Source organism: Pseudomonas sp. S35 (assembly GCF_009866765.1).
In the GTDB taxonomy this organism is placed as follows: domain Bacteria; phylum Pseudomonadota; class Gammaproteobacteria; order Pseudomonadales; family Pseudomonadaceae; genus Aquipseudomonas.
The window spans coordinates 2,341,942-2,355,378 of the sequence record NZ_CP019431.1 but is presented as its reverse complement, the minus strand read 5'-3'; the positions used below and the strand labels follow the sequence as shown (position 1 = coordinate 2,355,378).

The following is a 13,437-nucleotide window of genomic DNA, read 5'->3' as shown; positions in this document are numbered from 1 at the left end:
CTCATTGCTGAGGCCGTGCGACCCCGAACAGACTGACGCTCAGCAACCTGTCGGCCTCTGTATGCAAACGCACTGGCGCAGTCCCCCCCGGCATCACCACCGCGACTTCGCCTGCGTCTACCCAGCCCGCTCGCCACGCTGCGCAAGCTACGGCACTGGCGCTGGTGCCGGAGGACGCCGTGGGGCCTTCTCCCCGCTCGAACACCCGCGCAACCACGCTATTGCCGGCTTGCCTGGCGGCCCATTGCAAGTTCACCCCGGCCACACAGGGCTGGCCGCTTCCCGCCGGTGGCGCAAAGGCGACCGCCTGCAATGCTTCGAACAGAGCGGGTTGCAACATCTGCGAGTTGTCTGGCAAGGCCGACGCGTACTCGACCAAGGTCACACAATGAGGATTGCCCACGCGCACAAACTGGCAGTGCGTCCACTGCGGGTCGATTGCCGCCAACGCGCGCACATGGCTCAGTTCAATGCCCTCCCGGAACGCATGGCCGACGCCCTCTGCGCCCACGGCCCTTGGCCCGAACTCGGGCAACCCCAGTGCCAACCAAAATCCCGCGACATGCTCATAAACAGCGGGCTCGATCCAGGTCGCCACCGGTGACGCCGTGGCGGACGCAAGATGGTGCACCCGAAATTCACATGCCTGGGTCATCAACCCTTGATCGGTAAGCGCCTGGGCGAAGATCGTCAACCCGTTACCACTGCGCTCGGCCAGGGAGCCGTCGGTGTTGACGATCAACAGGTCAAACGGTGGCTCGGCCTGGAACGGGCCGACCAGCAAGCCATCACATCGGTGAGCCTTGGCAGCATCCGGGCGCGGTATCGAACCCCAGTCACATTCGGACGTTATAGCCGAAGCGACCCAATCTGCGTGTGCCTGCGCGGCCTGGGCGGCGCTTTCGGGCACGTTGATGCCCTGGGTGCGTAAAAAGGCTGGGGTGGCCACGCCATAAATATTTCCCCGCGCATCGTAGAAGCGGGTCATGGTGCCACCTGCCTGAAAATCTTCATCGGTCAGTCCGTTCAATGGCCAATACACTGGGCCAACAGCGTATTACACAATGTCCGGGGGAAGCAGCCTGGAAGGTGGTAATCCACTACGAGAGTCCCGGGGTTCACCAGTTCCCACAGGGAATACGCACCTTCCAAACGCTTCTTGCGCACTTGTGCCCCCAGTGTGTGGTCAGCGACGGCCATTGCGTTCCCAAGGTGTACAAAGAAATTCACGGCCTGAGCCCCCGTCACGGAACCCGGCTCGCTCCACACGGCCTGATGTGCAAGGATGTCGCGCCGGACATCGTTCGTAGAACGCAAAACCAAGGATTTTTCATGACTGCCATCCCCACCTCAGCGCCCGTGGTTCCCGGGCGGCTGGAGCAAATGTCGACCCGTATTGCCTTTTTCATCGCTGGGTTCGGCATCGCGGCCTGGGCGCCTTTGGTGCCGTACGCCAAGGCACGCGCACAATTGAATGAAGGCACCTTGGGGCTGCTGTTGCTGTGCCTGGGCGTGGGTTCGATTATCGCGATGCCTGCAGCGGGAGCGCTGGCGTCGCGCTTTGGGTGCCGGCGCGTGCTCACGGCTGGCACGATCATGATCTGCCTGGCCCTGCCGATGTTGGCCACGGTCAGTTCGATTCCACTGCTGATGGCCGGCCTGTTCCTGTTTGGCGCGGGCCTGGGCACCGTCGATTCCACGGTGAACCTACAGGCAGTGATCGTGGAAAGGGCCAGTGGCAAAACCATGATGTCGGGGTTCCATGGTTTGTTCAGCCTGGGAGGCATCGTCGGCGCGGCGGGCGTCTCAGGGTTGCTGGGATTGGGGCTGTCGCCACTGCAAGCAACCTTAGTCGTGATCGTCATCATGGCGGTGGCGCTGCTCAAGGCCGGGCCACACTTGTTGCCCTACGGCAGTGAAAGTTCGGGCCCGGCGTTTGCGATTCCACACGGCGTGGTGCTGTTTATCGGTTGCCTGTGTTTTATCGTGTTTTTGGCCGAGGGCGCCGTACTTGACTGGAGCGCCGTATTCCTCAGTGCCGAACGTGGCCTGGATGAAGCCTACGCAGGCCTGGGTTACGCAGCCTTCGCCCTGACCATGACCGCCGGACGCCTGACCGGTGATGCCATTGTGCGGCGGCTGGGCGCGACCCGCGTGATTGTGATCGGCGGCGCATTGGCCACTGTGGGAATGTTGTTGGCGACGCTCTTGCCTGCTTGGGAAACCGCGCTGCTGGGCTATGCACTGGTAGGTGCAGGCTGTTCGAATATCGTGCCAGTGCTCTACACCGCAGTCGGCAAGCAAAAGGTCATGCCGGAGCATATTGCCGTACCCGCGATCACCACCTTGGGGTATGCCGGGATTCTTGCCGGCCCCGCAGTCATCGGCTTTATCGCCCACGGCAGTAGCCTGAGCACCGCCTTTGTGCTGATAGCACTGTTGCTGGCAGGTGTGGCCATCAGTGGCAAGATCCTCAAGGTGTAATACCGCAGCGCGTTACCGGGCTTTGTTCACCTTCTCTTGCTTGAGCCACCGCTCAAGGCTTTTATTGCTGAGCCAGCCTTCTTTGCTCACAAGGCCGCCCAACCCATTGGCCGCCGCTCGCTGCAGGGAGCTCAACAAGCCGGGGCGCTCCAGAATATTCCTGACTGTGTAGACACAATGCTCGCTGTATAACTTCCTGGGGAGCCCGGTTGACGCCTCCAGCACCAGCGAGCCCTGCGAGTCGAGCTCATTCGGGTCAGCCATCACGGCTGCGAGCGCGGCGATCTCGACAAACTGGTATTTTTCGAAGAACACCGTCCGATCCTTGGCCTTGTCCCTCAACCGGTCGAACTCACCTTGAAACGCCTGAACAACCAGAGCGTTGCCCTGGGAATGAAAAGGGTCCTCGCTGAAGTCGCTCGGCGCACTGTTACCTGTCATAACCTGGGCCGCATACCTGAGGCTGTCACGGGTGATATAACCGTCGCCATTGATGATCGCGTCGTTGAGTCGCGGACGACGGAGTATCTCGTTCACCGCCAGAATCATGGAATCGAGCCTGTCACTCTCCCCCAGCGCGCGCGCGGCAAGGTGTTGCAGGGATGACTGCGTCAGTTGTCCGAACTTCAAATAGGGATGCAGCAACCCGAATCCATTTTCCAGGACCGTCGCCAGTTGGCTGTCAGTCGAGTGCGCGCCAGGCGGCACATGGTTCGCACGCACCACTGGCAAGCTCTGCAAGGCCAAGGACCGCAATGAAGACACGGTAGGCCGTCGCGACGACAGTGTGCCGGGTGGCGTGGGCGACTCTTCAGGGAGAGGATGAACATGGGGGGACGGCGGCGTCTCTTGCGCCTGCGCCCCCACCACGGCCAGTGGCCGCGCGGGAAGAGTTGAAACATCTATTGTCATGCATAATCTCCAACCTTTCCGGATTCGCGCTTACCTGATGGACATCGCCACGGTGATCGAACAGATTCAATCGACTCCAGGAAAGCAAACTACTGATGAGTGGCGTGACGCAATCGACAGTTCCGGGCAGCAGAACAATAGCAATGACATAATGTAAAACTGGCTCGCTCATTTGCACGTGTGTGTGAGGCCGGTTTTAACCTCTCGCCCACTGCACAAGACTCTCAAACCCGACCATCACCGACTCCAGGGCACCACGGACGTGCACCCGTGGCTCAGCGCTCTCATTACGGTCCTGTCCGACTGCCAGCATGCCTCGCGCAAAATCGTCGGCCAACGGTGCCTGGAACCGGCGTCGACCGGCAAATTCCTTCATGCGCTGGATTTCGCGGGCATGGCGTATTTGCGAGCAGTCTGTTTCACAAGCCGTCTCTGAAACCTCTGCAGGACGTTGAGTGCCGGCAGCCCGGCATTCAGGTTGGCAAGCGTTAAATGACGCCGTAGTCATAGGGCCTCCAGGGAACACGCCACGACGGGGTCGTGGTGACTAGCCTGTTCAAACAATCACGCGCCGATACGGTTGTATCAACGGGACATCTGGCGCTGCGTGTCCGGTGAGTGGCGGGCCGATCCGATCCAGTTCCTTAAAGTTGCGTCAGATTGGTGACCGCGCCTGTAAGAAAGTGGAGCAGCCTAAAAAATCGCAGCATTGCGCTGCGACTTTCCCTACGCGCCCCGGTTAGAAACCAACACTGGCCTGCACAAAGAACGTACGCGGCTCGCCCAGGTATAAACCGGCATTGTTATCGCTGGAACGGGTGTAGTGCTGCTGGTCAAAGACGTTCTTCACACCCACCCCCAACTTCAGGTTCGACAGCTGCTCGCCGAAGTCATAACCGCTGCGCACGTTGACCGAAACATAACCCGGGATATCACCGAACTGGCCATCCGCTGTGCCCTGGGTGATGTAGGTGCTGGTAGTGCCCGGCGCACGCTGGCCGGACTGGGCGTACACATCCAGGTTGTGGGTCCAGTGGTTGACGTCGTAACGCAGGCCCAGTGTTGCCACCTCACGGGAGTACAGCGGCAGGTCGCGCCCTTTGAACGGTACGTCACCTTCCGAGGTGGCCTTGGTGTAGGTGAAACCGGCATTGGCCGTCAGGCCGTCGAGGCGCGGGTCCAGGTTAGACAGGTCATAGTGGGCCGACGCTTCGATACCTGTGTGCTTCGTGGCGCCAAGGTTGGTCCAACCCACGGCATTACTGACGTATTGCAACTCATCCGAAAAATCGATGTAGAAGTACGTCAGTTCGCCGCCCCATACGCTGTCGTTGTAGCGGGTACCCACCTCGTAGGTCTTGGCTTTTTCCGGGTTCAGGCCGTTGGCCGTCTGGTCGCCGCTGCCGCCCTGGCCCAGTTGAAAATACTGCAGGCTGCCGAAGGACGTTTCGTAGTTGGCGAACAGTTTCCAGGCGTCAGAGAGGTGGTACATCACGCTCAGTGCCGGCAGCGGTTCGGTGCTGTGGACTTCGCGGCGTTTTTCCAGGGTGCGCGGGCCGAGCAAGGGGACAACCGGGCGGTCGTGCCATTCGGTGCGAATGTCTTCAAAACGGATACCCGGCGTGATCGTCCACTTGCCGATATCGATCTTGTTATCGACATAAAAAGCGTTGGCCTCGGTAGCGCCCGTGCGGTCCTGGTAGACGTGACCATCGCTGCGGCCACCCGGCGTCGGTACGTTGTTGACCAGGTTCAGGCTGGTGGCCTGCTCATGCATGCCTTCTTTGAGGTAGCGGTAACCGACGCTGACTTCCTGGGTGCTGGGGCCCACGTCGAACACATGGGACACCCGGGGTTCGATACCGAACGTGTAGTAGGTGCGCGGGTAGGACCCGAGCGTGCCGAGGTCGCGGTTAGCAATATTGCTGCCACGGAAACTGTCGGAGTAGTAGGTCAGCACTTCGGCCTGGGTACGGTCGTCGATCTGGCGGATGTACTTGAAGGACACGTCCTTGCGGCGCCCGCTGAAGTTGTCCCAGTCGCGCACCGACTGGTACGGGTTGGCGTCGAACTGCTTCTGGGTCAGGCCGCCGGGCATGTCGGCGCTGGCGTCGTAATAGTGGAAGTTCAGCGAGAAATCATCTTGATCGGTCGGCGCCCAATGGGTCTTGAAGATCACGTCGTCGATATCGTTGGCGTTGTTGCTGTTGCGATAACCGTTGCCATTGACCCCGGAGTACAGCAACGCGGCGCCGATGCCGTTGTCGGCCGTGCCGCCGATGAAGGCGTTCTCGATGTGCTTCCAGCCGCCGTGGGCTGAGGTTTGCAGGGTGGTACCGACTTCGCCGGAAAATCTCTCGGGGATCGCACGGGTCACGAAGTTGATCACGCCACCGACGTTCTGCGGCCCATAACGCACGGAACCGGCGCCACGCACCACGTCGATGCTGTCCAGGTTGCCCGCGGAAATCGGCGCCATCGACAGCTGTGGCTGGCCATAAGGCGCAAACGCCGCCGGTACTCCGTCGATCAGCACCGTGGAGCGTGGCGACAGGCGTGACGTCAGCCCACGCACCCCAACGTTGAGGGAAATATCGCTGCCGCCGGTGCCGTTGGACTCCTGCACCTGTACACCCGGCACACGGCGCAGCACGTCGCCGACGTTCATCGCGCCCTGCTCCACCATCGCTTCGCGACGGATCACCGTGCGTGCGCCGGGGTGGTTCTGCACCACTTCGGCATTGGCATCGCCCAGCCAGTCGCCGACCACCCGAATGTCGGTGGCACCCAGCTCCAGCGGCGAACCGCTTTCTCCAGTGCCACTGTTCAGCGGGCGCAAGGTCACGGAGCCGGCGTCAATCTGGTAGTCCAGGCCACTGCCTTGCAGCAATTGGCGCAGGGCTTGTTCAGGGGAAAGATTGCCATCTACCGCAGGTGCCTGCTTGCCGGCGACCAAGTCGGGGCTGAAGAACACTTGCAGCGACGTCTGCTGGCCCAGTTGGCTCAGCGCGGCGCCCAGCGGCTGGGCCGGGATATGCACAGCGTCGCCAGCATAGGCCGACGGCACGGCGGCACTGACCGCAAGGGCTAGCGCCACAGGCGCCCAGCGGGAAATTTTATTGTTGTTGATGGCGAGTTTTTTCACGTCGAGCCTAGTCCTGTGATCGCAGAAGTGTGCGGCTGTTAATGCAAACCAGTTGCAGTTGCAGGAGAAGACGAAGAACTCGAAAAAAACCTGAATCTCAGCGTGAAATAATTTCCTGGCTGCCATCCGGCAGGGCGCGCACGGCCACGGGCAGAATGTGCGGCAAGGCCTTGAGCAAAGCGTCGGTGTCATTGGCCTTGAACACACTGGTCAGCCGCAGGTTGCCGACCGCAGGCGTACTGACCCGCAGCGGTTGCTCGCGATAACGCGAGACTTCCCGCGCCACTTCACCCAGCGTCGCGTTGTTGAACACGAGCTTGCCTGTACGCCAGGCCGTCAGCGCATCGGCATTCACCGCGTAGGACGCCGCCACCAGCCCCTGGCTGTCCACATGGGTGCCCAGCCCCGCCGTCAGCGTCACCACGTCACCCGGCGAACGGCCCTGCACCTGGACCGTACCGGCCTCGACCGCCACGCGGGTCTGATCGTCGTCCCGGCGCACATCAAAGCGCGTGCCAGTGACCGTCACCTGGCCTGCACCTGCCGCGACCACAAAGGGCCGACGGGTGTCATGTTCGACGCTGAACATGGCCTCGCCCTGCTTGAGTTCGACGCTGCGCCGGTGGTTTTCGTAATGCACCGCGACCACGCTGCGGCTGTTCAAATCCATCACCGAGCCGTCGGGCAATGCCACCTGACGATGCTCGCCCAGCCGCGTGCTGAACTCGGCGCTGTAGGGTTTGGGATGATCCAGACCGCTGAACAGCCCCACCCCCAAGGCGACCGCAACCACACTGGCCGCTACGGCATAACGCAACACAGCGCTACGTTTTGGGCGCTCGGCTGGCGCCGTGCACAACGCCTGCAAGCGAGCCTTGGGCACCAGGTCGGCGGCGCTCCACATGCCCTGCAACACATCGAATTCATATTGGTGTTCGGGCTTTTCTGCACGCCACGCATCGAAACACTGGCGGTCGTGGGCGTCCAACTCAGCGTCTTGCAGGCGTACAAACCATTGCGCGGCTTCGTCGCGGGCACGGCTATCCATCATGGAAGGTCCTGTTTCAGAGCGAGCTTGGGTCATGGGGCCATTGCGTCCAGGCGGTCACGCAGATGCCGCAGGGTGCGGATCATATACTTTTCCACCATGTTCTTGGACAAGCCCAGGCGTTCGGCAATTTCCTGCTGGGTGAGGCCCTCGATTTTCTGCCAGATAAAAATCTTGCGGCAGTTGAGCGGCAACTCGGCCAACGCCCGCTCGATGGAGTCCGCCAACTGGACGGCGTGCATGAAATGCTCCGGGTCGCCACTGTGGGGCGAACGCTGATCATAGGCTTGCTGCGCCATCGCTTCGCGGCGGTCTTCACGCCGGTAGGCGTCCACGGCGATATTTCGTGCGGTTTGATGCAGGTAGGCGCGCGGTTGCTCCACCTGAGTCGATGTGGACTCAAGCACCCGCACAAACGTGTCATGGGCCAGGTCTTCGGCCTGTTGACGGTTTCTCAGGCGGCGCGTCCAGGTTCCGATCAACTCTTCGTAGTGCTCGAAAAAGCCTGTTCTGCGGGGCGGCTGAGGGATCATCGCGGGGGCACGGGGGAGGCGGGGCGTGAATAGTAATGCTTCCTATTAAGTCGAGCAATTGCTACCCGTCGACTGCCCACCGCAGGCTGGAACTAAAGCGCCAGTTTGAGGCGACTCAATTTCTCGCGGCTGCCGCACACGCTCATCTGGCACCATTTGCGCAGTTTGTTCTTGGAGCTATCCAGGAATACCCAATCGCAGTCAGTCGCCGTGCAGCTCTTCAATTCGCGAAGCTCACCCGATACCAGCAACTGCGTGGCCCCGATCGCCAGGCGCCCGATGAGCATCTCAGTCAACCCCTGGACGCAGGTGCAGGTTCTCCACTCCCACGCCGGCACCCCATCGACTGAACGCAGCACCCGCCACGCGGCGCCTTGTTGGAAGCGCAGGTTGATCTGCTGCAATGCTTCATCGGCCGCGTGCTGGCGCAACGACAACGGATAAAACACCGTATACAGGCACTCCCTGAACGCAATAATGGCGTCCAGGTTCGGTTGATACGAAATAGGCGACTCCAACACCATAGGCCTGTAGGTCTCGAACTCTTGGGCAGAGATCAACCCGGCATGCCTTGCCCACTCAAAGAAAAACTGAAAACTGGTGAGCCGCTCTTCCATCACCTTGAGTGGCGACCCAGGGCGACGGCCATTGGTGGTATTGATAAAGTCCAATGCCTGGGCCCCGCCAATCAGGCGAATCGACTTTGCAGTGCCCGTAAAATGCGTCATGCCTGCTCCCGAGAAAACGCGATACTACTGCGATGGCGCAGATTACCTTGTTTTCTGGAACGGCCGACACCACCCCCCTCCGCGCAAAGACCAGCGGCTAAGTGCGCGCGTGGTTGCGTGCCACCCAATCCAGAATCGTCTGGACAGACTGTTCGACAGACAGCGCCTGGGTATCCACGCGCACCTCAGGAAAGACCGGCACGTCGTAGTTCGAGTCAATACCGGTGAAATGCTTGATCAACCCCAGGCGGGCTTTTTTATACAGGCCTTTGGGGTCACGTAGTTCCGCCGTTTCCAGCGGGGCATCGACATGCACTTCAACAAAATACTCATTGCCGATGATCGAGCGCGCGTAGTGCCGACTGGCCGACGACGGTGAGATCAGCGCCACGATCACGCTCAACCCCGCTTCCAGCATCAAGCGCGCCACTTCCGCGACCCGCCGAATGTTTTCGTCACGGTCGCTGTCGGTGAACCCAAGGTCCCGGCACAGCCCGCCGCGCACCGAGTCGCCATCAAGGATGCAGGTCAATCGACCCTGCGCCTGCAAGGCCACGTCCAGCGCATCGGCGATGGTCGACTTGCCGGATGCAGATATACCGGTCATCCAGACCACCATCGGCTGGTACGGTAGGCGCGAGTGGCCAGCGTGCGGCTGAGTGAACGCGAACGCGTGCAGGTTCTGGTTTGGACGCTGCGCGAAATAATTCATGGCTCAACCCCTTCGGCCGCCGAGACCGGCTGTTTACCCAACATGAACACCATCGCGCATTGCAGGAACAGCAACAGCGCAACCACCCAATAGATGGTCGAGAACGAACCGGTCAGGTCTTTGGAAAAGCCCCCCAGGAAGTTGCCGCACACCCCGCCCAAGCCAATCAACACATTGGCAATGCCAAATGCCTGGGTCAGGCGGCTGACCGGCACGATTTGCCCGATGTAACTGGGGACCAGTCCGAAGATCGGATAAAACGCCAGCGCGAACAGAAACGCCGCCAGGTAAAACAACGGAAGACTGTTAAAACCGAACACCAGAACGGCCGCCAGGCCCGCGCTTGAAAAGCACATCGCCAGCGACGCCCTTACCCCAATCTTGTCGGCAATCCACCCCACCAGAAAGCCCGAGGCCATGCCCACCGCGCCAATGGTCGTCCAGATAAACCCGGCATCGCGCACCGTCACACCCAACTCATCGCGCAGATAGGGCGCCAGGTACGTCTGAAACGGCAACAACGCCATGCCATTGAGAAACGCGACAGCCCAGATCAGGTAAAGCGAGTGGCTCAACCAAGGCCTGGCGCTGTCAAAAGACGCCGAATCGCGCCGTGAAATACCACCCTCCTCGGCCGCCCCCATGTTGCGCAACAGAAACCAGGCCATGCCGCACAAGACCAGCGATATCACCCCCGCCGTCAGCCAGATCGAGCGCCAACCGCCCTGCAAGGTCAGAAACGACACCAGCAAGCCGTTGATAAACACGCCGTAGCTGGTGCCACTGGAAATCAGCCCCATGACCCGCGAGCGATTACCGGGGCTGAAGCCCTTGGTGACAATCTCTGCCAGCGGGATATACACCGAAGCGGAACAGCCTCCGAGCAAGATCAACAACGCCCCGGACAACCAGATACTGTCACTGATGCTCAGGCCCAACAGCGCCAGCGACGTGATCAGCGTCGACACCAGACTGATTTTCCAACCCTCGAAATAGCGGCTGATCACACTGGTGACCGACGAGAACAGCAGGAAGCCAATCTGGGCGCCGCCGGTGATCAAGCCCACCGTGGTGTAGTCGAAGCCAATGTCGCGGCGCATGTCCACCACCAGGTTGGCGAACAGATAAACCCCAAACCCGTAGGTGCTGGCCACGAACCCCGTCAACACCACGGCCAGCACCACACTGTCCAATGGCCGGGCGCTACGCTGTACCAGTGTGGTCATCGAGGCTTCCTCGTACTGGCAAGCGCGGTGTGGATGACAAAGTCGCAGTCCATCATGTCGTAGTCACGCTGGAAATCCCCGTAACTCTCATGGGCTGAAAACCCGGACTCCAGCACCTGCGTGGTCAACTCTCCCGGCAGTAACGGGTAGACCTGCAGCCGGTACTGTTCTTCGTTGTCAAAGGAGTAGATAAACTCGCACAGGTCTTGATCGACCCGCCCCAAACTCACCGATGCGTGCTTGCCGCAGTAGTAGTAATTGCCGCTGGACTTGAAGTTGCCTGCCCGTATGGCGAAGAAATTCCGTTGATCCACAACCAACAAGCCGCCCGGCTTGAGCAAGGCGCGGAATTTTTCCAGCACGGTGAGCCGCGCCTTGGCCTCAAACACATGGCACAGCGAACTGCCCAGGCACACCACGGCATCGAAGTGCCCCAGCACCGTCGGGTCGAGGGACTGCCAATCCATGTAGTGCGATTCGATCTGCAGCCCGCGCTGGCGGAAATTCTCCCGCGCCTTGGTCAACATCGTGCTGCTGCCGTCGGTGGCGACCACATCGAAGCCCGCCTCCTTGAGCTGTACCGCATGAAAACCACTGCCCGTCGAGACGTCGATCACTGACCTCACGCCGTGCTGCTTCAGCAGCTTTTCGAAGAAGCCGTTCTCTCCCGCCTTTCGTTTGTCCCAATCGATCAAGTCATCCCAGCGTTCGACGAAACTTTTCGAATATTGCGCCGCGTAACTGGCGACCTCGTTGCGCTTGTGCCCAAACATCTGATTCATCACACACCTACCAGGTTGAATGTTTGAAAGACAGGTACTTGCTCGCCAATTCCTGGGCAAACTCGGCGGACTGCTCGATGGACATGGTTGTCTTGCAATACCCCAGCATTGCCTGCATCACAGCCATGCACTGCGGGTTGTAGGTGACCGATCCATCGCAATGGATTTCGTCGATGCCATCCTGGCTCTGGCAAATGCTATTGATGCGCACCGCTTCATCCTGTGGGCAGCCGTCAGAGAACTGCACCTGGATCCGCCCATCGTGCAACCACACCGGGTAGCCGCCCGGAAGCCCCAACGGGCCAGGCGCGTGCACCAGCACCGGCGTGGGAGAAAACAGCCCTTCGATCACAGTGACTGCCGAGCACGCCGTCAGGAACTGACCCTGCGTGCCGCCCAGGCGGCGGAACTCGGTTTTAACCGTGGAAAAAATCGCCTCGGCCGGCAACCGTGGCACCACCGGGCGGTCGCGAACCTCATACAGCAGGCGGTAGCTGGCATGCGCAGGCACACCGCCGCGCGGCACGTAGTGGCTGAAGTAGTGCTGGGCATACAGCTGCACCTGCACATCGGCGGGCGCGCACTCCAGCAGGCGGGCGAGGGAAAAACGCACGGCCGGGATCAGGTTGGCCACATTGCCCACACCGATATCCGGCGCCAGGCCGACCCTGGCCAGGATCGGGTTGACCGCATCGGGAAAGGCCGCATTGACCGTCTTGGTCACGATGCCGGAGGCTTTCACCGCCTGCATCAAGCAATGCATCAGCGTCAGGTGCATGGGCAACCAGGGGCCGAACTGCGCTTGGTCCAGTTGTTCGAACGAAAGCCTGGGCAACCCGGTGATAACCCGCCATGACTGCAACGACGCGCAATTGACCAGCACATCGGGCGCCTCTTCACGCAACAGCCGCGCCACCTTGTCGATATCGGTCAGGTCCGCGATCACCGGTTTGATCGCAATGTATTGACCCAACTGCGCGCACGACAGGGCCACCAGGTTGCACAGGCGCAGGGTCGCGTCTTCATTGCGGCCCAACACCACGAACTCGAATGCGTTTTTCGGTCCGAGGATCTTCAGGATTTGCAGGCACAGGTCGCCCGCGCCCACCAGCAAGAGCTTTTTCTTGGGGGCTGACGGGCTCATCGTGGGTAGGCTCCATTGTCCACTGGAATGACCCGACCGCTGATGTGGCGCATGGCATCGCCGACCAGCAATAAAATGACGTCGGCGACATCGCTGGGCAAAATCGGGTCTTTGAGGATTTCCTGGCGGGCATATTCGGCGCGGCGGTATTCGGGGATGGTGTCGTAGATAGCGGTGTCGTGGATCAGCGCCGGCGACACCGCGTTCACCCGTACGAACGGCGCGAAATTCCAGGCATTGGCTTTGGTCAGGCCGATCACCGCCGCCTTGGTGGCGCCATACAGGGCATCGCAACTGCCCACTTCACCGGCCACTGAGGCAATGTTGACGATACTGCGCGGGGCTTCGTGGGGCATTTCCCGTTCGGCAAAGTCCTTGGAGAGATAGACCAATGCCTTGAGGTTTACAGTGAGGATTTCGTCGATTTCATCATCGCTATAGCTGTAGACACTTTTGCCATGGTAAATACCCGCGTTATTGATTAACCCATCAACCGTAGCGTGGCGTTCGTACAGCGCGGGTATAAATCCCTTGATCACCGCCTTATCCGAAAAGTCCGCAACCTGTATCTCTAATACGTCAGGCCCATATATACGCTGCAAGGCATTCAAACCGTCGGCATCCTTGTCGGCACCAATAACGAAGTAGCCTTGTTGAATGGCTTTTTCCACCGTGGCCCGGCCAATCCCATTGGCCGCTCCGGTAATAATCAACTTTTTCATA

12 protein-coding genes are annotated in these 13,437 nt (G+C 60.4%); 1 reads left to right on the top strand and 11 read right to left on the bottom strand.

Annotation, left to right across the window (positions count from 1 at the left end; translation table 11 throughout):
* Nucleotide 1: 1 nt before the first annotated feature.
* Nucleotides 2-988 (bottom strand): diaminopimelate epimerase, encoded by a 987-nt coding sequence (locus PspS35_RS10735; protein WP_159934241.1) that lies wholly within the window; start codon nucleotides 986-988, stop codon nucleotides 2-4.
* 344 nt (nucleotides 989-1,332) lie between these two features.
* Between PspS35_RS10735 and PspS35_RS10730 the strand changes: the two genes are divergently transcribed.
* Nucleotides 1,333-2,484 carry an MFS transporter gene (locus PspS35_RS10730; protein WP_159934239.1) on the top strand — a complete coding sequence of 384 codons (1,152 nt, stop codon included), beginning with the start codon at nucleotides 1,333-1,335 and terminating at the stop codon, nucleotides 2,482-2,484.
* A 12-nt stretch (nucleotides 2,485-2,496) separates the two neighbouring features.
* Here the strand turns inward: PspS35_RS10730 and PspS35_RS30270 are convergent, their stop codons facing one another.
* The 10 genes from PspS35_RS30270 to PspS35_RS10680 all read right to left on the bottom strand — a co-directional run bounded on the left by PspS35_RS30270 (nucleotide 2,497) and on the right by PspS35_RS10680 (nucleotide 13,436).
* Nucleotides 2,497-3,396: a type III secretion protein gene (locus tag PspS35_RS30270; RefSeq protein WP_238786031.1), complete on the bottom strand. Its 900-nt coding sequence runs from the start codon at nucleotides 3,394-3,396 to the stop codon at nucleotides 2,497-2,499.
* Nucleotides 3,397-4,135: 739 nt separating this feature from the next.
* Complete coding sequence (locus tag PspS35_RS10720; protein WP_159934237.1) at nucleotides 4,136-6,541, bottom strand: TonB-dependent receptor; 2,406 nt, start codon at nucleotides 6,539-6,541, stop codon at nucleotides 4,136-4,138.
* Between the two features lie 97 nt (nucleotides 6,542-6,638).
* Complete coding sequence (locus tag PspS35_RS10715; protein WP_159934235.1) at nucleotides 6,639-7,592, bottom strand: FecR family protein; 954 nt, start codon at nucleotides 7,590-7,592, stop codon at nucleotides 6,639-6,641.
* A gap of 29 nt (nucleotides 7,593-7,621) precedes the next feature.
* Nucleotides 7,622-8,122 (bottom strand): sigma-70 family RNA polymerase sigma factor, encoded by a 501-nt coding sequence (locus PspS35_RS10710; protein WP_159934233.1) that lies wholly within the window; start codon nucleotides 8,120-8,122, stop codon nucleotides 7,622-7,624.
* A gap of 92 nt (nucleotides 8,123-8,214) precedes the next feature.
* Entirely contained in the window at nucleotides 8,215-8,850 is a 636-nt protein-coding gene (locus PspS35_RS10705; RefSeq protein ID WP_159934231.1) for a CGNR zinc finger domain-containing protein, read from the bottom strand.
* Between the two features lie 97 nt (nucleotides 8,851-8,947).
* Nucleotides 8,948-9,562, bottom strand: a complete 615-nt coding sequence (cysC, locus tag PspS35_RS10700; RefSeq protein WP_159934229.1) for an adenylyl-sulfate kinase — start codon at nucleotides 9,560-9,562, stop codon at nucleotides 8,948-8,950.
* Nucleotides 9,559-10,788, bottom strand: a complete 1,230-nt coding sequence (locus PspS35_RS10695; RefSeq protein ID WP_159934227.1) for an MFS transporter — start codon at nucleotides 10,786-10,788, stop codon at nucleotides 9,559-9,561. Before PspS35_RS10695 ends, cysC begins: the two co-directional genes overlap by 4 nt.
* A complete protein-coding gene (locus PspS35_RS10690) occupies nucleotides 10,785-11,570 on the bottom strand; it encodes a class I SAM-dependent methyltransferase (protein ID WP_159934225.1) in 786 nt (261 codons plus the stop codon). The genes PspS35_RS10695 and PspS35_RS10690 overlap by 4 nt, the downstream gene beginning before the upstream one ends.
* 7 nt (nucleotides 11,571-11,577) lie before the next feature.
* The gene (locus PspS35_RS10685) at nucleotides 11,578-12,714 is read right to left on the bottom strand and encodes a hypothetical protein (protein WP_159934223.1); all 1,137 of its coding nucleotides are present in this window, start codon (nucleotides 12,712-12,714) and stop codon (nucleotides 11,578-11,580) included.
* Nucleotides 12,711-13,436: an SDR family oxidoreductase gene (locus tag PspS35_RS10680; protein WP_159934221.1), complete on the bottom strand. Its 726-nt coding sequence runs from the start codon at nucleotides 13,434-13,436 to the stop codon at nucleotides 12,711-12,713. Before PspS35_RS10680 ends, PspS35_RS10685 begins: the two co-directional genes overlap by 4 nt.
* Between the last annotated feature and the right edge of the window lies 1 nt (nucleotide 13,437).